The following is a 17,850-nucleotide window of genomic DNA, read 5'->3' on the forward strand; positions in this document are numbered from 1 at the left end:
CTCCCCTCAATCCGGCCGTTGGGCGATCACGGTGTACAGCGCGAGCAGCGCCGCCTCGGCCGGCCGGTCCGTGGTGTGATGGGCGAAGCTCCAGCCGGCGCGCCGGGCGATCTCCTCCAGACCGGCGCGGTGGGCGGCGAACCGGCTCGCATAGTCGTCGGCCACCCGCTCGGCCCGGCCGAGCAGTTGCGGCAGCTCGTGCTCCAGCCCCTCGAACCGCACGCGTCCGTGGAACGGGAAGCTCTCCTCCGCCGGGTCCGTCACCTGCAGAATGTGGCCGCGGATGCCTTCGGCGGACCAACGCTTCACCAGGGCGTCGACCTCGCTCAGGGGATCGAACAGGTCGCCCATCAGCACGGCGGTGCCATGGCGGGGCAGCGGCTCGTAGACCGGTAGAGACCCGGCCGCGTCGGACGTCATGGTGAGCAGGGCGGCCAGGGGCTCCAGTGCCGGCCGGCCGGTACGCGGCGAGATCTGCTCGCCCACCAGCCCGACCCGCTCGCCCGCCTCGATCAGCAGGACGGCCAGCGCCATCGTGAGCAGGGCCGCGCGCTCGCGCTTTTCCGGAAGGTTGCGGTCGGAGCGCCAGCGCATCGACGGCGAGGCGTCGCGCCAGAGGTAGACGGTCTGCGCCGTCGCCTGCTCGCGTTCCCGCACGAAGGTGGTCTGCCCCATGGCGGAGCGGCGCCAGTCGATGCTGCGCACGGAGTCGAACGACTGATAGGGACGGAACTGCCAGAAATCGTCGCCGAGCCCCGCCCGACGGCGGCCATGGGCGCCGGGCGCCACGGTATGGGCCACGCGCTGCGCCGCCACCAGAAGCGGGGGCAGGGTCGCAGCGAGGTCCTGGGCCTGTTGGCGCATCAAGGCTCCGTCAGCGGTAAGGGGCGCAGAGGCTGTCGATGACCGAGTCCAGGGACACGCCCTCGGCCCGGGCGGCGAAATTCAGGGCCATGCGATGGCGCAGCACCGGATAGGCCAGCTCCAGCACGTCGTCGATCGACGGCGCGAGCCTACCGTCCAGCACGGCGCGGGCACGGATCGCCAGCATCAGCGCCTGGCTGGCGCGGGGACCAGGGCCCCAGGAGACGTGACGGCGCACCGCCTCGATCTCGCTGCTGTCCGGACGGCCCGAACGCACGATGCCGAGGATCGCCTCGACCAGGCTCTCGCCCACCGGCAGGTAACGCAGGAGTTTCTGGGCAAACAGCAGGTCGGCAGCGCTCAGCACCTGTTTGGGCTTCGCCTCGTCGGACCCGGTGGTGGCCAGCAGCATCGCCCGCTCGGCGTCCATGTCGGGATAGCCGACGCTGACCTGCAGCAGGAAGCGGTCGAGCTGGGCCTCGGGCAGAGGATAGGTACCCTCCTGCTCGAGCGGGTTCTGGGTGGCCAGCACATGGAACGGGCTGGGCAGCGCGTGGGTGTGGCCGGCGACGGAGATGCTGTGCTCCTGCATTGCCTGCAGCAGCGCGGATTGGGTGCGCGGGCTGGCGCGGTTGATCTCGTCCGCCATCAGCAACTGGGCGAAGACCGGGCCTTCGACGAAGCGGAAGCTGCGTCTGCCCTCGGCATCCTCGTCCAGGATCTCCGAGCCCAGGATGTCGGACGGCATCAGGTCGGGCGTGCACTGGATGCGCTTGTCGTCGAGGCCGAGGACGATGCCCAGGGTCTCGACCAGCCGGGTCTTGGCCAGACCGGGAACGCCGATCAGCAGGGCATGACCGCCGGCCAGCACTGTGACCAGGGTCTGGTCGACCACTTCCTGCTGGCCGAAGATGATCTTCCCCACTCCGCTGCGCACGGTGGTGAGCGTGTCGGCGAGCGTCTCGATCTCCTTGATGAAGGCGGCACCGTCCTTCGGAATACCGTTCGCTCGGGGGTCAAGGGTGGTGGTATCGCTCATCGCGGCTATATTTCCTTTACAGGGGCGCGGCTTCCGGTCGCGTCCGACCCGAACCGGCCGACGGCGTCTGGAACGATCGCACCTTCAGGAACGATCAACGAGGAACGCGGCCGGGTCGATGCACGCCAGAAGCGGACATGAGAGACATGGGGCAAGACAGCGTTCGGTCCATCCATGACATTGAGCGTAGCGTGACCGGGGCTTCGCACAAGGGGCCATCCGACGATCACAACGAAACGTGTAGCGCGGCGGACACGGTTTCCGACGCGCCCCGAGAGTTCGGATTGCGGATCGGCCGGGACGGCACCTGGTACTATCTGAATTCGCCGATCCAACGCATGCCTCTCGTCAAACTGTTCGCCACGGTCCTGCGCCGGGACGACGAGGGCCGGTTCTGGCTCGTCACCCCGGTGGAGCGCGGGATCATCCATGTGGACGACGCGCCCTTCGTGGCGGTCGACGTGGATATCGATCCGCCGGAAGATGCCGCCGGACCCGACGCGACCCTGACTTTCCGGACCAATCTTGACGAAACCGTGGTCGCCGGTCCGGATCATCCGATTCGGCTCGACGTGGACCGGGAAACCGGCGAGCCCGCCCCGTACGTGATGGTGCGCGACCGGCTGGAAGCGCTGATCAACCGGGCGACCTACTACCGGCTCGCCGAGATGGCGGTCGAGAGCGCGGACGGCTCGGGTGTTCTCGGTGTATGGAGTGGTGGGGTGTTCTTTCCTCTGGGCAGGGCCGAGTGAGCGACGCAGCACAATTGGACATTCCGGACAGCCACGAAGGCTTCCGCCGACAGTTCCTGGGCGCCGCCGAGGGTCGCTTGACCGACGGACTGCCCCACGCGGTCTCCCCCATCGTCCATTACCGCGGCGACCATGACCTGAACCCGGGCATGGCGGTGCCCGCCGATCCGCGTCAGGCGGCGGTGCTGGTGCCGATCGTGCAGCGCGACGGACACCTGACCGTGCTGCTGACCCGCCGCTCCGACAACCTGCCGGTACACAAGGGCCAGATCAGCTTCCCCGGCGGCCGCGTCGAGGAGGAGGACGGCAGCCATATCGACACGGCCCTGCGCGAGAGCGAGGAGGAGATCGGCCTGGACCGCCGCGAGGTCGAGATCGTCGGCCGGCTGGACACCTACGTGACCCGCACCGGCTATTCCGTGACGCCGATCGTCGGCTTCCTGCGCCCGCCGCTGGCCCTCACGCCCTGCCCGGTGGAGGTGGCGGAAATCTTCGAGGTGCCGCTGTCCTTCCTGCTCGATCCCGCCAATCAGGAGCGGCACAGCCGCACCTGGCAGGGGACGACACGGCACTTTTTCGTGCTGCCCTACGAGCACTACTACATCTGGGGCGCCACGGCGGGCATGCTGGTGAACCTGTCCGACGTCATGCACGCCGCCTCGCAGCGCTGAGCGCAAATCTATGATAACGGGTCCATGAAACCGGCCGAGACCATCGCCGTCGCCGCGTGGATGCGCCATCCGGCGGCGACCGCCGTTCTGTCGGTCCTGGCGCAGGGCGGTCATCGCGGACGCTTCGTCGGCGGTGCTGTGCGCAACCATCTGCTCGGCCTGCCGGTCACCGATTTCGACATCGCCACCGACGCCAAGCCCGAACGCACGCTGGACCTCTGCGCGGCGGCCGGGCTCAAGGCGATCCCCACGGGCATCGAGCACGGCACCGTCACCGTCGTGGTCGACCGCGAGCCGGTGGAGGTCACCACCCTGCGCCGGGACGTGGAGACCGACGGCCGCCGTGCCGTGGTCGCCTTCACCGACGACTGGGCGGAGGACGCGGCCCGCCGGGACTTCACCCTGAACGCGCTGTATCTCGACGCCGACGGCACGCTGTACGACCCGACCGGGGCCGGGATTGCCGATGCCCGCGCCCGCCGGATCCGCTTCGTCGGCGAGCCCGAGACCCGGATCCGCGAAGACGTGCTGCGGATCCTGCGGTTCTTCCGTTTCCATGCCGCCTATGGCCGCGACGGGCTGGACACCGCCGGTCTGGCCGCCTGTTCCGCCCTGGCGCCGAGCATGGCGCGGCTGTCCGGAGAACGGATCTGGAAGGAGCTGTCCCGCCTGCTGGTTGCCGAGCGGGCGGCGGAGGTGCTGGTCGCCATGACCGAGGCCGGCGTGGCGCGGCATCTGTGGGACGGACCGGTCGATGCCGGCCGGGCGGTGGCGCTGACGAATCTGGAGCGGGCCCTGGGTCTGGCCGGCGATCCGCTGCGCCGCCTGGCCGCCCTGGTGGCCGAGCCGGACGGGGCGGAGACGGTGGCCGCGCGGCTGAAACTGTCGAATGCCGAGGCCAAGCGCCTGGCCGCCGCTCTGGCCACGCCGCCCGACGCGCCGGCGGATGCACGGGCGCGCCGGGCCGCGGTCTATCGCGTCGGCGCGGAGGCCTTCACCGATGCCCGATTGCTGCGCGCTGCCGAAACCGGCGAGGATGTCGCCGACGATCTCGACACCGCCCGGACCTGGACGCGTCCCGTCTTCCCGCTCGGCGGCGGCGACGTGACAGCGCTCGGCATCCCGCCGGGGCCGATTGTCGGAGATTTGCTGCGCCGTGTGGAAGCATGGTGGATCATGGGGGACTTCGCCGCAGACGCGGAGGCCTGCCGGTCGGAATTGCGCCGTCTGGCGTCAGAGGGAGGAATGAGAACATGACCAGCCCGTTCGCCGCCGCGATGATCGAGGCCCGCAGTGCCGGGTCGCGGATCACCCTGCCGCAGGATGTCCCGGCGGACCGTGCCGCCGCCTTCGCCGCCCAGGTGGAGACGCTGGGTGGCCTGGGTCTCGGCGTCGCCGGTTTCAAGGTCGGCGCCTCCGGCCGCACCGGTGAGCCGACGGCCGCTCCGCTGGCCACCGACACGGTGTTCCGCGACCACACCCGCATCGTGTCCACCGGCACCCGTCCGCTCTGGCTGGAGGCGGAGGTGGCCATGGTGGTCGGCCGAGACCTGCCCTGCGACCACGGCACCACCCAGGAGGAGGTGCTGGACGCCATGGAAGGCCTGGCCGCCGCCATCGAGATCGTCGAACCGCGCATCATCGAATGGCCGAACATCCCGCCGCTCGCCGCCATGGCCGACTTCCAGGCGAATGGCGGCACCGTGGTTTCCACCGTCGGCCGGTCGGCGACCGGGGTCGCTGTGGAAGACCTCAAGGTGATCTTCGAGATGGGCACGGTCCATGTGGAGGTGCCGGGCAAGAACTATCCGGGGCAGGACATGAACCGGCTGCCGACCTGGCTGGTCAACCACATGGCCGGCTGGGGCCCGGAGATGGCGGCGCGCGGCCTGAAGAAGGGCGACGTGATCATCACCGGCTCCTGGGTCGGCGTCATCCCGGCCGAGCCGGGCGAGACCGCGACGGTCACCGTTCCCGGCATCGGCTCGGTCAGCGTGGAGGTGGCGGCGGGGTAGGATCTCCTCGCGGCCCCCTCCTCTCCGACACCCGCAACCGCTCTTTTCAAACACTCCCCGGCCTTGTGCCGGGGCAATCCGCAGGGACAGGCGCGACCGACGACGCCCCGTCGCGCGGACGGGATCACCCCGGCACAAGGCCGGGGAGTGTGTAAACGGAGACTAAGGAGCGGGGAGAGCTTCCGACGGCTCGCCGTTCGCGACTGCCCCGCCGCCAACCCTCTTGAATTCCGCGACGACGGCGGTATATCGCGCCGTCGCGAGGCCACGTCCTCCCCCGCCTCGGGTCGAAGTCCGGGCACGGGTAGAAGTCCGGGACGGCCCGGCAGTCCACCGCGAGGAGGCTGCCATGCCCTGGATCATTCTCACCGTCGCCGGCCTGTTCGAAATCGTCTGGGCCTTTTCGATGAAGCAGTCGGCCGGGTTCACCCGGCTCGGCCCGTCGATCGTCACCCTGGCGGCCATGCTGGTGAGCTTCGGCCTGCTGGCCTGGGCCATGCGGTCGCTGCCGCTCGGGACGTCCTACATGGTCTGGACCGGGATCGGCGCGGTCGGCGCCTTCGTCGTCGGCATCGTGTTCCTGGGAGAGGCGGTGAGCCCGCTGCGCCTGGTCGCGGCCCTGCTGATCGTCTGCGGCCTGGTGCTGATGAAGCTGTCGAGCCCGGCCTAGAGGGTCAGCACGATCTTACCGATATAGCCCTTCTCACCGAACGCCCGCTGCGCCGCCTGGATCTCCGCCAGCGGATAGGTTTCGGCCACCAGCGGGCGGATCTCGCCCCGCTCGATCCGGCCGACCAGGTTGGCGAAGACTTCCGGCTCCAGCGCCGTACAGCCGAAGAAGCTGAGATCCTTGAGATACAGCGTGCGCAGGTCGAGCTCGACCAGCGGTCCGCCGACCGCGCCGGAGACGGCAAATCGGCCGCCCGGACGCAGCACGTCGAGCAGGGACGGCCATTTCGGACCGCCAACCAGGTCGACCACCGCATCGACGCTGTTCCGGCCGAGGGTTTTCACGAAATCGTCGTCGCGGCTCAGTATCCGTTCGCCGCCCAGTTCGGCGATGGACGAGGCCTTCGCGGCGCTGGTGACCGCCACGACACGGGCACCGCGCGCTCTGGCGAGCTGCACCGCGGCCGATCCCACGCCGCCGGAGGCGCCGGTGACCAGCACGGTCTCGCCGCTGGTCACACCGGCGCGGGTCAGCATGTTCTCGGCCGTCGAATAGGAGCAGGGGAAGGACGCCAGCTCGGCATCGCTCATCGTGCTGCGCACCGGATAGGCATGCCGTGCGGCGACGCGGGTGTATTGAGCGAAACCGCCGGGGCAGTCGGAGCCGAGAAACTTCGGCATGTCCAGGGTCCGGCCCCCGGCTTCGCGCAGGCAGGGCTCGATCAGCACGCGTTCGCCGATTCGGGCCGCATCAACGCCGTCGCCGACCGCGGCGATCCGGCCGCAGACATCGATCCCCTGGATCAGCGGAAAGGCGATCGCCGAGCCGCTCCAGCCTGCGTCCTCTTCCGGCGAGCCGCTCTTCGAGTACCAGCCGACCCGGGTGTTGATGTCGGTGTTGTTGACCCCGGCGGCGGCGACCTCGACGACGACGTCGCCCGGGCCCGGGACGGGGACCGGCAGGTCCTCGCGCCACTGCAGCATCTCCGGACCGCCATGCCCCGTCAGGACGACGCCGTTCATCTGGTCGGGCAGGGGCATCGGCTTCGCCTCGGTCGATGGCAATTGCGGATCTTCAGGTAGGGTGTTCCGGCCCGGGGTCAAACGGCCTCCCGAAGGGGCGGGCGTGCCGCGCCCGGCTATGCCAAAGGCCGGAACGCCTCCAGCCGGTGGAAGAACGGCCGGCACCCCACGGCCTGCCAGAACGCCTGTCCGGCCGGGTTGCTCTCCAGCACGTCCAGGGTCACCCGGCCGCCCGGCTCCAGCCGCATCTCCATGAACAGCTCGAAGGCGTCGCGGCCGAGACCGTGGCGGCGATAGGCGCGGTCGATGCAGAACTGGCGGATGAACCGCTCGGGGACCTGCGGATCCAGCGGGTAGGGGTTGAGGCCGTGCACGATGTAACCCACCACCACGCCATCGACCTCCAGGATGTCCTGGGTCCATTCGCCGGTACCGAGCCAGTCCCGGTGCCGGTCGACCAGGTCCGGCAGGGTGACCGGGGAGGGGTGGCCCTCGTCGTCGAGCAGCTGGCGGTTGAGCACGGCGAGCGTCTGCAGGTCGCCTTCGCCGGCCGGGCGCAGCTTCATGATGGACACGTCCAACTCCCCCCGATCGCGCTCTAACCCATTAAAGATAGAGCACATTCACACGAGCAGATGTTTCCATCAGATCGTGATTTGCTCTAGATCTGCAGGCTCCCCTGCATGTCGCCGCCGATCGCCTCCTCGATGAGGGTCTCCGCGAGGTCGTCCATCAGCGCCTCGATCGCCCCCCCGGCGACCTGTTCCTTGCCGACCTCCAGCAGGATCGGCACCGCCAGCGGCGACACCCGGTCGAGCCGGCGGTGGACGATCTTGCCCTGCACGCCGACCAGCAGGTCGGACAGCCGACGGATGTCGGTCAGCCCGCGCGCCGCATCCTCCCGGGTCGCCTGCAGCAGGATGTGATCCGGCTGGTGCTTGCGCAGGACATCGTAAATCAGGTCGGCATTGAACGTCACCTGACGCCCGGTCTTCTCGTGCCCCGGCAGCTTGCGCTCGATCAGTCCGGCGATGACCGCGACGTTGCGGAAGGTGCGCTTCAGCAGGGAGGATTCCGCCATCCATTCCTCCAGGTCGTCGCCCAGCATGTCCTGGTCGAACAGCGCGTCCACGTCCTCGCAGGCCTTCACCGACCACACCGCGATGACATAGTCGGTGGCGACGAATCCGAGCGGCCCCAGCCCCATGCGCTCCATCCGCCTTGTCAGCAGCATGCCCAGGGTCTGGTGGGCGTTGCGCCCGGCGAAGGTATAGGCGACCAGGTACTCCCGGTCGGCTCGCGGGAAGGTCTCCACCAGCAGGCTGTCGGCCTTGGGCAGGACCGAGCGCCAGCGTTGCAGTTCCAGCCATTCCTCTACCGGTCCCGGCAGGGTCGGCCAGGACGCGCTGTCCTCCAGCATGCCCCGCACCCGGTGGGCGAGCTGCGTGGTCAGCGGCAGCTTGCCGCCCATATAGGCCGGCACGGCGGGCTCGCCCTCGCCGCCGGGGGTGCAGTCGACAAAGTTCTCGCGCATCGCCTGGAAGGTCAGCAGCCGGCCGGCGAACAGGAAGGTGTCGCCCGGCCGAAGCCACTGGACGAAATACTCCTCGATCTCCCCCAGGATGCGGCCGCGCCCCATCCGCACCTTGACGGTCACCGCCTCGACGATGGTGCCCACGTTCATGCGGTAGGACTGGGCGACCCGCTTGTCCGCCACCTCCAGCCGTCCGTCGGCGTTCGGGCGGATGCGCTGGAACCGGTCATAGACCTTCAGCGCGTAGCCGCCGGTGCGCACGAACTCCACCACCGCATCGAAACTCTCGCGGTCGAGATCGGCGTAAGGCGCGGCGGTGATCACCTCGGCATAGAGGTCGGCCGGATCGAACGGGGCCGCGCAGGCGGTGCCGAGCACGTGCTGGGCCAGCACGTCGAGCCCGCCCGGACGCGGCGGATCGCCGTCCAACTCGCCCGCCCGCATGGCGTCGAGCGCGGCCTTGCATTCCAGCACCTCGAACCGGTTGGCGGGGACCAGCAGGGCGCGCGAGGGCTCGTCCAGCCGGTGGTTGGCCCGGCCGATCCGCTGCAGCAGCCGCGAGGTGCCCTTGGGGGCGCCCACCTGCAGCACCAGGTCGACCGCGGCCCAGTCGATGCCGAGATCCAGCGAGGAGGTGGCGACCACGGCGCGCAGGCCTCCTTTGGCCATAACCGCCTCCACCTTGCGCCGCTGCTCGGCGGCCAGGCTGCCGTGGTGTAGGGCGATGGGCAGGTGATCCTCGTTGGCATGCCACAGGGCCTGGAAGATCAGCTCCGCCTGGGCGCGGGTGTTCACGAAGACCAGGGTGGTCCTGTGCGCCTGGATCGCGGCGTAGATCCGGTCGATGGCGTAGAGCCCCATATGGCCGGACCAGGGCAGGCGGTCCTCGTCCTTTTCGCCGCCCGGCAGCAGGATTTTGACCTCGGCTTGAGCCGCTTCGCCGCCGCGCACGACGGTGACGTCCTCAGCGGGGGCGCGGCCGGTCTTCGACAGATACGCCTCCAATGCTGCCGGATGGGCGACGGTCGCCGACAGCCCGACCCGCCGGGCCTCGGGCGCCAGCGTGCCGAGCCGGGCCAGGGCCAGGGCCAGCAGCTCGCCCCGCTTGGTGCCGGCCAGCGCGTGCAGCTCGTCCACCACGACGCAGCGCAGGCCGGCGAAGATCTCCCCCGCATCCGGATAGGACAGCAGCAGGGCGAGGCTCTCCGGCGTGGTGAGCAGGATATGCGGCGGCTTGCGGCGCTGGCGCTGGCGTTTGGAGGCGGGGGTGTCGCCGGTGCGGGTCTCCGCGGTGACGGCGAGGCCCATCTCCTCGATCGGGGCGGTGAGGTTGCGGTGGATATCGACCGCCAGCGCCTTCAGCGGCGAGATGTACAGCGTGTGCAGCCCCGCCCGCGGATCCTCCGCCAGCTCGACCAGCGAGGCGAGAAACCCCGCCAGCGTCTTGCCGCCGCCGGTCGGCGCGATCAGCAACGCCGACCGCCCGGCCCGGGCGGCTGCGAGCATCTCAAGCTGATGCGGATGGGGCGCCCATCCCTTGGCCGCGAACCACGCCTGGAAGGCGGGCGGCAGGGTTGGCAGGGGTGGGGTGTGGTTCATGGCAGGAGTATGTGGGGCGGGGTGACGTGGGGGCAAACAGGGATAGCGCCTCCGCCGGGGCCGACCTCACGACAATTGACACGATGCCCCCACCGACCGACATCTGTGACCGCTTAACCAGCAGGAGACCCGATCATGAGCCTCGAAGTCGGCGACAAGGCCCCGGACTTCACCATGCCCACCGATGGCGGCGGCGAGGTGTCGCTGGCCAAGCTGAAGGGCAAGCCGGTGGTGCTTTATTTCTACCCGCGCGACGACACGCCGGGCTGCACCAAGGAGGCCTGCGGCTTCCGCGATGCGCTGCCCGACTTCTCCGGTGCCGGCGGGGTCGAGATCATCGGCGTCAGCCGCGACACGGTGGCCAAGCACGACAAGTTCAAGGCCAAGTACGACCTACCCTTCACCCTGGGCGCCGACGAGACCGGGGCGGTCACCGAGGCCTATGGGGTCTGGGTCGAGAAGTCCATGTACGGCCGGAAATCCATGGGGATCGAGCGCGCGACCTTCCTGATCGACGGCGACGGCGTGATCCGCGGCATCTGGCGCAAGGTCAAGGTGCCGGGCCATGTGGACGAGGTGCTGGCGGCGGCGAAGGACCTCTAGCCGCTCATTTCATCGCTTTCACCCGTCATCCCGGGCAGCACCGGACTTGATCCGGTGGTGGCCCGGGACCCAGCATCTCACCGTCTCTCGGTCCCGGCCCGTCCCCGGATCAAGTCCTGGACCGGCCGGGATGACGAGCGGAGATTTAGATACGAAAACGTTACGCCAAAGGGCTCCCGGCGTTACGCATATTTAACAAGAATCTCGGTCAGTTCCTCCGGCGCGTCGACCATGACGTCGTGGCCGCAATCGACCGCATAGGTGTCGTAGTCGTCGTCGCGGAACGCCTCCAGCGTCGCGTCGAACTGCGGCGCCGGATATCCCGCCGCGCGGATGTAGACCCGGGTCGTGATCGCGTCGATCGCGCCGGACAGGTAGAGCGGCTCGGTGAAGCAGGCGAGCGGCAGGTCGGTGCACTTGCTGTCGACCCAGGCCTGGTCCGCCTCGTTCACCATGAAGGTCGCGGCCGTGGTCGGCGGGATGCGCCAGCCGTTGCCCTTGGCCTTGGCGGCGGCATAGGCGGCCTCGACCTGCTCGGGGCGGCGGACGTCCATCGCGTTCTGGCCGTGGGCCGGCACCAGGGCGTCGAGATAGATCAGGGACTTCACCCGGCCGACGGCCCGGTCGGCGGCGCCGGTGATCACCACCCCGCCATAGGAATGGCCGACCAGCACCACGTCGGATAGCTCCTCCCACTCCAGCAGCCCGACCACGTCCTTGATGTGGGTCATCAGGCTGAGCGTCGGGCTCATCAGGTGGGAGCGGTCGGCGAGGCCGGTCAGCGTCGGCGTGAACACCGTGTGGCCGGCGGCGCGCAGCCGCTCGGCGACGCGGACCCAGCACCAGCCGCCATGCCATGCGCCGTGAACGAGAACGAAGGTGGTCATTGTCCAAGCCTCCCGAGGTCGCGGGACCAGTGATCCAGAATGGCCATCCCCACCGGGTGCGGGGCCTGGGCCGGGCCGCGGTCATGCACCTCGGAGAGCCCGATGCGCCGCGCGGCCAGGCGCTTTCCGTAGCACAGCAGATGGTCGATCGTATGCATCAGGAAATGCAGCAGCGGCAGAATCTCGCGGAACGCCCGGTCGGCATCGTCGGCGCGGCCGGCCATGTGGAGATCGTAGATCCGGCTCTCCACGTCGCAGGCCTCCACCCCGGGGATCAGCCCGGCGCAGCCGTGGCGCAGGCTGTCCAGCAGCTCGATGCCGTTGCGGCCGTTGAACAGGGTGAAGGCGCCGCCGGACTCCTCCGCCAGCCGGCCGATATACAGGCCGGTGCCCTCGGCCTTGAGGATGGAGATTGTAGGGTGTCGGCGGTTCAGTTCGATCAGCCCGGCATTGGACAGGCCGATGCCGATATACTCCGGCGCGTTCTGGATGCCGATCGGGATCGGCGAGGCGTCGGCGACCGCGCCGAAGAAGCGGATCAGCTCCTCCTCGCTCGCCGATTTCACCGGCGGCGGCTGCAGCACCGCCCAGGCGGCCCCGGCCTCGGCGGCGCGTTTGACGCTCTCGATCTGGCCGCCGACCGTGTTGTCGGAGACGGTGACGCTGACCGGCACCCGGCCGGAAGCCACCTTTGCCGCCGCCTCCAGGGTCCAGCGCGCGTGGTCCCGCCGTTCCTCCTCCGTGAGCTTGTTGCACTCGCTGGCGAGACCGCCGACCGCGAGCCCATGGACGCCGCCGGCGATGCAGGCCTCCACCTGGGCGTCGTTGGCGCCCCGGTCGAGCGAACCGTCGGCGGCGAACAGGGCATAGAGCATGGGATAGATGCCGCGGAACGGGCCCTGTCCTTGCGGGTCGGCCATGGGTCTCCTCCTGCATTTTCCTTGCGGGCGGCGCTCTTCGCCTGCGGCGGGCGCCTTGCGATGCAGGATGCACGGGGCCGGCCTGTGCTGGCAATGGCGGCGCTTGGCCCTTGCCGGAGGGCTTCCGATGGCCAACCTTGCTGGGATCAGTTGAGGAGGAACCCATGCCCGACGCCGGAACCAACCCCGCCCCGGGGTTCGTGAAGAAGCCCGAGCATCAGGTGCGCCTGACCCCGGCGGACAAGCGGGTGATGGTGATCCTGGGCGGCGAGACCGTGGCCGACAGCACCGCCGCGCTGCTGTGCGAGGAGACCGGGCACGACCCGGTCTACTATGTGCCGATGGTCGACACCCGGGCCGACGCCTTTACGCCGACCTCGCGCTCGACCTACTGCCCGTACAAGGGCACGGCGAGCTACTGGTCGATCGGCGCCGGCGGAACGAAGGCGGAGAACGCGGCCTGGTCCTACGACCTGCCCTATGACGAATGCGCCGCCCTGGCCAAGCACGTGGCGTTCTACGGCGACAAGGTGGAGGTGCGGGAGGCGTGACCGCGCCCCGTTCCCGTCTCCCTTAGGTCGCCTTCCCGGCCCCGCGCCGGGACCGAGGGTGACGCTTGCCGGAGCGTTCGGGCGAGGTTTCCGGCGTTCCGGCGGCTCCTTTCCTGGATCCCGGGGCGAGGCCGGGAAGACGGGAGGGGGACGGGGCGGTCGCGGGCCTACCCAGCCGCCTGACCCACCCCGCCGCGCAGCGCGCCCGGCCGGGTCGAGCCCCAGAGCACGTCGAAACCCTCCGGCAGCGCCCGGCTGTTGGCCACGCTGAGCCAGAGCCGCAGCAGGCAGCGCACCTGGCCCGAGGTCCGGTCGTCCGCATAGGCCGTGCGGCCGTGATAGACCACGTGGTTGTTCAGGAGCTGGATATCGCCCGGCGCGAAGGCCGAGTGCAGGCAGCTCTCCTCCGCCACCTCGGCCAGCATGTCCAAGGCCTCGTTCTGGGCCTCGGTCAGGCGCGGCACCGACGGGGTCTCCTGGGCCTGCTCCACATAGGTGCGGGAATACTGGCTGGTGATCTTGCCGTCGCGCACGCCGAAGACCGGCAGGGCGAAGACGTTGTCCTCGGTCTCGCCATCCTCGTCGGCCGGGCGCGAGCGCCAGTAGTCCTGCATCAGCAGCGCGTGCAGATCCGGACGGCGGGCCAGGATCGTGTTGTGGATATGCGGGATGCTGGCGAGCTTGCTCACCCCGCCGTCGATGCCGTTGGCGATGCAGAACAGGGTGATCACGTCGCAGCGATCGGTGTGGAAGCGCAGCGGGCCGGTGGAACGGGCCCGGGCGCGCGAGGCGAGCACCTTGTCGGAGCCGGTGCGGTGCTCGGCGAGCTGCTGGGTGACGCGCCCGTCGTCATGCGACTCGTCGCGCACCTCACCCAGAATCTCGCCGAACGCCGTCTGGTTCACCGGCGTGCCCAGATGCTGGCCGATGCCCCAGAAGATCAGCCGCAGCTCGTCCTCCTCGTAACGCTCGACCGGGAAGCCGGTGATGCGCACCGCACCGCGCCCGTCCTCCAACTCGTCGAGCACGTCGGCGAAGAAACCCTTCAGTCCCGGCAACGGGAAGTCGCCGGCGGTTACCTCGGTCAGTCCTTTGCCGCTCGCCTTGGCCCGGGCCAGGGCGGCGTCGATGGCGGGAAACGCGTCCTGCGGCCAGGTCCGCAGCCAGTCGCCGGTGGCTTCCAGTTCGGGGCCGGTCCATACGCACCGGCCTTTGATCGGTTCAGCCTGCATGATGTCCTCCTTCGAATATCGGCGAACTTTAGGAGCAATCGGCGCCCAGGTCACCGCAGGTTCTGCGGTCGAATGACGGTGCCGCCTGCCGGTCGCCGTGGGAGGGGACGATCGTCGCGGTATGGGAAAATCTTTTCTTAATCGTCTTGCGGGATACTGAAGCTGGAGATTCAGAAAATGCCCCCGCCGGTCGCGCAAGTCCGTCCGGAACCGTCATCCCAGGAGTCCGCGTGTCCAGTCTGCAAATCACCTTGGCCGTCGTGTTCCTGGTCGCGGCCGTTCTTGCCGCCGGTCTTGCCTCCTGGGGGATCTCCGGGCTGTTTCCGGGCGGCTCCAAGAAGGCGTCGGCCGACCCGGCCGAGCCCGAGGATTACGCGACCCTGCTGGAACGCAAGAACCTCGCGGCCAAGCGCACCCATAACGGCGACTGATCCGGCCGCGGTGCGGTCGGGCCCGGCGCGGTAAGGGTCAGCGGCGCGATACCACGTAGCGGTCGTAGGTCCGCATCACCACCGCGCTCATCTTCTCGATCACCCGTTCCAGGGTGTTGAAATCGATCGCCCGGCTGGTCTTGGCGAGCCGGGCCTTCAGCGCTTCCGGCGCGGTCTCAGGGTCGAACTCGTTGCCGACGGTCAGGCGCAGCAGGCCCTGGATGTTGCGCCAGATATGCACGGAGTTCGACAGGAAGGCGGCCTCGTCCTCGGGCAGGATCCCGGCCGCGCCCAGCTTGAGGAAGGCGTTGGCGGTATTGCCGTCGAGCACGTTGGGATGCTCGTGGGCATGCCGTAGCTGCAGGAACTGGGCGATGAACTCCAGGTCCAGCAGCCCGCCGCGCCAGTGCTTCACGGTCCAGGGACTGTCGGCCTTGTGCTCCTTGGCGGTGCGCTCGCGCATGTCGGCGACCTCGCCGGCCAGCGTCTTCGGGTCGCGCTTCTGGGTGAGGATGTGGCGGATGCAGTCCTCGATCCGGCCCTTGAAGCCCTCGGGCGCGGCGACGACCCGGGCGCGAGTCAGGGCCATGCGCTCCCAGGTCCAGGCATCCTCGTCGTGATATTTCTGGAAGGCCTCCATGCTGATGGCGACCGGGCCCTTGTTCCCGGTCGGGCGCAGCCGCATGTCGACCTCGTACAGCGCGCCTTCCGCCGTCTTGGCGCTCAGTGCGGAGATCAACCGCTGGCCGAGGCGGATCATGTAGGCCGAGGTGTAGAGCGGCTTGTCGCCGTCCGACTCGGTATCCAGCGGGGCGTCGTACAGAAACACCAGATCGAGGTCCGAGCCGTAGCTCAACTCCCGCCCGCCGTACTTGCCGAGTGCGATCACGGCCAGGGCCGGCGTCTCGACATCGGGCAGCCGGCCGTGGCGGCGGGCGAAATCCTTTTCCACCCAGGGCAGAAGCGCGTTGATGGTCGCGTCGGCGACATCGGAATAGGTCGTGCCGGCCCGGTCGGCGTCCAGGTGCGAACGGATGATCTGCACGCCGACCTGGAACCGCCGGTCGCCGGTCCAGCGGCGGGTGACGTCCAGCGCCAGCTCGTAATCGTCGGTCGCCTCCAGGTGCCGCACCAGCTCCTTGGTCATCGTCGCCGCATCGGGCAGCGGCTGCAGCACGTCATGGGTCAGGATGCCCTCGAACAGGGCGGGCTCGCGGCCGAGCTGGCCGGCGAGCGACGGCGCCATGCCCAGGATCTCGGCGACCACCTGGATCAGGTTCGGGTTGGCGTGGAACAGGCTGAAGATCTGCACGCCGGACGGCAGGGCGTCGAGGAACCGGTCGAGCCGGCGGAACGCCTGATCCGGCTGCGGCATGCGGCCGACGGCCTCCAGCAGGGAAGGGGTGATTTCGGTCAGGATCTGTCGCGCCCGTTCGCTGCGGGTGGCCCGGGTGCGGCCACGGTGCCAGCCGCGCACCGTCTCGGCCACCGCCGAGGGATCGGTGAAGCCGAGCTGTTTCAGGGTCTTCAGGGTATCGGGGTCGTCCTCGCTCCCGGTGAAGACGAGGCTGCCCGCCTCGCGGGTCGGAACGGACAAGGCCGGGGCCTCCTCGAACAGGCGGCCGTAATGATAGGCCACGGTGTGGAGATGGTGGGCGAGGTCGCCGCGGAACCCCTTGGGGTTCTCGTAGCCGAGAAAGGCGGCAAACCGGTCCAGGGCGGCGGGATCCTGCGGCAGTTCCTGGGTCTGCTTGTCCTCGATCATCTGCAGGCGGTGCTCGACCTTGCGCAGGAAGCGGTAGGACAGCTTCAGGTCGCTGGCGACCTCCTCGCGGACCCGGCCTGCCTCGACCAGGGCCTTCAGCGCGTCCTCGGTGCCGCGCACCCGTAGCCGGGCGTCGCGGCCGCCCCAGATCAGCTGCTGGGTCTGGGCGAAAAACTCGATCTCCCGAATGCCGCCGCGGCCGAGCTTCACGTTCTGCCCTTCCGCCTTCACCACCGCCGCCTTGCGATGGACGGCGATCTGCCGCTTGATCGAATGCACGTCCTGGATCGCCGCGAAATCGAGATGGCGGCGCCAGATGAACGGCGTCATGGCCGACGCGAAGTCCGCGGCCGACGGCCCGTCCGAGGCTACGGCCCGCGCCTTTATCATGGCGGCGCGCTCCCAGTTCTGGCCCATGCTCTCGTAATAGGTCTCCGCCGCCGTCAGTGAGATCGCCGGGGGCGTGGAGGACGGATCGGGGCGCAGGCGCAGGTCGGTGCGGAACACGTAGCCGTCGGCGGTGCGCTCCTCCATCAGCTTGACCATGGTCTGGGTCGCCTGCACGAAGGCGTGGCGCAGCTCCCAGTGGTCGGCATAGACCGGCAGCGTGTCGTCGAACAGCACGATCAGGTCGATGTCGCTGGAGTAATTCAGCTCCCGCGCGCCGAGCTTGCCCATGGCGAGACAGACCAGACCGGAGCCCTCGATCAGATCTCCCTCGTCGATGAGCGGCAGCTTCTTGCGCCGGATCGCCTCGGCGAGGGCGTGGCGCCAGGAGACGGCCAGGGTGCGTTCCGCGACCTCGGAGATCGCGCCGGTCACCTCGATCAGGTTCCACAGCCCGGCGATGTCGGCCAGCGCGATGGTCAGGGCGGCGCGGCGCTTGGCCACCCGCAGGGACTTCATGATCTGCGCGGTATCGCCGCGCGGGTCGACGGCGTCCAGGTCGCTCCAGATCCGCGCCATCGCCGCGTCGACCCCGTCGGCGAAGATCGCGCCGGTGAAGGCGAGCTCGCGGACGATCTCGCGGGTCAGATAGGGGGAATGGACGGCGATCCCCTCGATCAGGGATCGGCAGCCGGCATCGTCCAGCATGCCCGCGGCCCTGTCGGCCTCGGCGCTGTCGGTCAGGTCGGCAAGCCGTTCGTGGCAGCGCTCGAGCCCGATGCCGGCGGCCTCGGAATCAATGGCGATCGGGACGATCCGAGGAATGAGGGAATACGACACACCGGACTCTGGTCAAATCATGGAAACATCGTGAGAGTGCGGAGATCACGCGCCTGCGGTCAAGTCGC

The 17,850-nt window shown here is 69.2% G+C and carries 17 protein-coding genes; 8 read left to right on the top strand and 9 right to left on the bottom strand.

The genetic code is table 11. The features are described 5' to 3' along the window. Nucleotides 1-6: 6 nt before the first annotated feature. Together G578_RS0109275 and G578_RS0109280 are read right to left on the bottom strand one after the other, a co-directional pair. Complete coding sequence (locus G578_RS0109275; RefSeq protein ID WP_038013945.1) at nt 7-864, bottom strand: DUF58 domain-containing protein; 858 nt, start codon at nt 862-864, stop codon at nt 7-9. Between the two features lie 10 nt (nt 865-874). Continuing rightward, a complete protein-coding gene (locus G578_RS0109280; protein ID WP_028793996.1) occupies nt 875-1,903 on the bottom strand; it encodes an AAA family ATPase in 1,029 nt (342 codons plus the stop codon). Nucleotides 1,904-2,187: 284 nt separating this feature from the next. On the opposite strand from G578_RS0109280, the gene G578_RS0109285 reads away from it, so the two are divergent. The 5 genes from G578_RS0109285 to sugE all read left to right on the top strand — a co-directional run bounded on the left by G578_RS0109285 (nt 2,188) and on the right by sugE (nt 6,011). Then, nucleotides 2,188-2,655: a DUF1285 domain-containing protein gene (locus G578_RS0109285; protein ID WP_281169159.1), complete on the top strand. Its 468-nt coding sequence runs from the start codon at nt 2,188-2,190 to the stop codon at nt 2,653-2,655. Further along, the gene (locus tag G578_RS25575) at nt 2,652-3,326 is read left to right on the top strand and encodes a CoA pyrophosphatase (protein ID WP_245565583.1); all 675 of its coding nucleotides are present in this window, start codon (nt 2,652-2,654) and stop codon (nt 3,324-3,326) included. The genes G578_RS0109285 and G578_RS25575 overlap by 4 nt, the downstream gene beginning before the upstream one ends. Before the next feature lie 24 nt (nt 3,327-3,350). After that, nucleotides 3,351-4,583, top strand: a complete 1,233-nt coding sequence (locus G578_RS0109295; RefSeq protein ID WP_028793999.1) for a CCA tRNA nucleotidyltransferase — start codon at nt 3,351-3,353, stop codon at nt 4,581-4,583. After that, nucleotides 4,580-5,341 (top strand): fumarylacetoacetate hydrolase family protein, encoded by a 762-nt coding sequence (locus G578_RS0109300; protein WP_028794000.1) that lies wholly within the window; start codon nt 4,580-4,582, stop codon nt 5,339-5,341. The genes G578_RS0109295 and G578_RS0109300 overlap by 4 nt, the downstream gene beginning before the upstream one ends. Nucleotides 5,342-5,690: 349 nt before the next feature. Then, on the top strand, nt 5,691-6,011 hold the full coding sequence (gene sugE / locus G578_RS0109305) for a quaternary ammonium compound efflux SMR transporter SugE (protein ID WP_028794001.1): 321 nt from the start codon (nt 5,691-5,693) through the stop codon (nt 6,009-6,011). Here the strand turns inward: sugE and G578_RS0109310 are convergent. The 3 genes from G578_RS0109310 to G578_RS0109320 form a co-directional block, all read right to left on the bottom strand. Then, the gene (locus G578_RS0109310; RefSeq protein ID WP_028794002.1) at nt 6,008-7,051 is read right to left on the bottom strand and encodes an alcohol dehydrogenase family protein; all 1,044 of its coding nucleotides are present in this window, start codon (nt 7,049-7,051) and stop codon (nt 6,008-6,010) included. The genes sugE and G578_RS0109310 overlap by 4 nt on opposite strands. Nucleotides 7,052-7,149: 98 nt before the next feature. Then, nucleotides 7,150-7,599: a GNAT family N-acetyltransferase gene (locus tag G578_RS25580; RefSeq protein WP_038013948.1), complete on the bottom strand. Its 450-nt coding sequence runs from the start codon at nt 7,597-7,599 to the stop codon at nt 7,150-7,152. Nucleotides 7,600-7,694: 95 nt separating this feature from the next. Then, nucleotides 7,695-10,166 carry a ligase-associated DNA damage response DEXH box helicase gene (locus tag G578_RS0109320; RefSeq protein WP_028794003.1) on the bottom strand — a complete coding sequence of 824 codons (2,472 nt, stop codon included), beginning with the start codon at nt 10,164-10,166 and terminating at the stop codon, nt 7,695-7,697. Between the two features lie 135 nt (nt 10,167-10,301). Between G578_RS0109320 and bcp the strand changes: the two genes are divergently transcribed. Further along, nucleotides 10,302-10,769: a thioredoxin-dependent thiol peroxidase gene (gene bcp / locus G578_RS0109325; protein WP_028794004.1), complete on the top strand. Its 468-nt coding sequence runs from the start codon at nt 10,302-10,304 to the stop codon at nt 10,767-10,769. A gap of 182 nt (nt 10,770-10,951) precedes the next feature. Here the strand turns inward: bcp and G578_RS0109330 are convergent, their stop codons facing one another. Continuing rightward, nucleotides 10,952-11,656, bottom strand: coding sequence for an alpha/beta fold hydrolase (locus G578_RS0109330; protein ID WP_028794005.1), 705 nt, complete (start codon nt 11,654-11,656; stop codon nt 10,952-10,954). Beyond that, nucleotides 11,653-12,576: a dihydrodipicolinate synthase family protein gene (locus tag G578_RS0109335; protein ID WP_028794006.1), complete on the bottom strand. Its 924-nt coding sequence runs from the start codon at nt 12,574-12,576 to the stop codon at nt 11,653-11,655. The genes G578_RS0109330 and G578_RS0109335 overlap by 4 nt, the downstream gene beginning before the upstream one ends. Nucleotides 12,577-12,740: 164 nt before the next feature. On the opposite strand from G578_RS0109335, the gene G578_RS0109340 reads away from it, so the two are divergent. Next, nucleotides 12,741-13,127 carry a DUF427 domain-containing protein gene (locus tag G578_RS0109340; protein ID WP_051244449.1) on the top strand — a complete coding sequence of 129 codons (387 nt, stop codon included), beginning with the start codon at nt 12,741-12,743 and terminating at the stop codon, nt 13,125-13,127. A gap of 167 nt (nt 13,128-13,294) precedes the next feature. On the opposite strand, the gene G578_RS0109345 is transcribed toward G578_RS0109340, so the two are convergent. Then, entirely contained in the window at nt 13,295-14,359 is a 1,065-nt protein-coding gene (locus G578_RS0109345) for a TauD/TfdA family dioxygenase (protein ID WP_028794008.1), read from the bottom strand. A gap of 230 nt (nt 14,360-14,589) precedes the next feature. Between G578_RS0109345 and G578_RS0109350 the strand changes: the two genes are divergently transcribed. Then, nucleotides 14,590-14,790 carry a hypothetical protein gene (locus G578_RS0109350; protein WP_028794009.1) on the top strand — a complete coding sequence of 67 codons (201 nt, stop codon included), beginning with the start codon at nt 14,590-14,592 and terminating at the stop codon, nt 14,788-14,790. A gap of 37 nt (nt 14,791-14,827) precedes the next feature. On the opposite strand, the gene G578_RS0109355 is transcribed toward G578_RS0109350, so the two are convergent. Then, nucleotides 14,828-17,782: a bifunctional [glutamine synthetase] adenylyltransferase/[glutamine synthetase]-adenylyl-L-tyrosine phosphorylase gene (locus tag G578_RS0109355; RefSeq protein ID WP_038013950.1), complete on the bottom strand. Its 2,955-nt coding sequence runs from the start codon at nt 17,780-17,782 to the stop codon at nt 14,828-14,830. Nucleotides 17,783-17,850 lie beyond the last annotated feature (68 nt).

The sequence above is a fragment of the Thalassobaculum salexigens DSM 19539 genome, assembly GCF_000423805.1.
Lineage (GTDB): Bacteria > Pseudomonadota > Alphaproteobacteria > Thalassobaculales > Thalassobaculaceae > Thalassobaculum > Thalassobaculum litoreum.

Coding starts and splice junctions, on each gene's coding strand:
- G578_RS0109310 (WP_028794002.1), bottom strand. CDS start 7,051: ATGCCCCTGCCCGACCAGATGAACGGCGTCGTCCTGACGGGGCATGGC.
- bcp (WP_028794004.1), top strand. CDS start 10,302: ATGAGCCTCGAAGTCGGCGACAAGGCCCCGGACTTCACCATGCCCACC.
- G578_RS0109300 (WP_028794000.1), top strand. CDS start 4,580: ATGACCAGCCCGTTCGCCGCCGCGATGATCGAGGCCCGCAGTGCCGGG.
- G578_RS25580 (WP_038013948.1), bottom strand. CDS start 7,599: ATGAAGCTGCGCCCGGCCGGCGAAGGCGACCTGCAGACGCTCGCCGTG.
- G578_RS0109330 (WP_028794005.1), bottom strand. CDS start 11,656: ATGACCACCTTCGTTCTCGTTCACGGCGCATGGCATGGCGGCTGGTGC.
- G578_RS0109340 (WP_051244449.1), top strand. CDS start 12,741: ATGCCCGACGCCGGAACCAACCCCGCCCCGGGGTTCGTGAAGAAGCCC.
- G578_RS0109280 (WP_028793996.1), bottom strand. CDS start 1,903: ATGAGCGATACCACCACCCTTGACCCCCGAGCGAACGGTATTCCGAAG.
- G578_RS0109275 (WP_038013945.1), bottom strand. CDS start 864: ATGCGCCAACAGGCCCAGGACCTCGCTGCGACCCTGCCCCCGCTTCTG.
- G578_RS0109335 (WP_028794006.1), bottom strand. CDS start 12,576: ATGGCCGACCCGCAAGGACAGGGCCCGTTCCGCGGCATCTATCCCATG.
- G578_RS0109345 (WP_028794008.1), bottom strand. CDS start 14,359: ATGCAGGCTGAACCGATCAAAGGCCGGTGCGTATGGACCGGCCCCGAA.
- sugE (WP_028794001.1), top strand. CDS start 5,691: ATGCCCTGGATCATTCTCACCGTCGCCGGCCTGTTCGAAATCGTCTGG.
- G578_RS0109295 (WP_028793999.1), top strand. CDS start 3,351: ATGAAACCGGCCGAGACCATCGCCGTCGCCGCGTGGATGCGCCATCCG.
- G578_RS0109320 (WP_028794003.1), bottom strand. CDS start 10,166: ATGAACCACACCCCACCCCTGCCAACCCTGCCGCCCGCCTTCCAGGCG.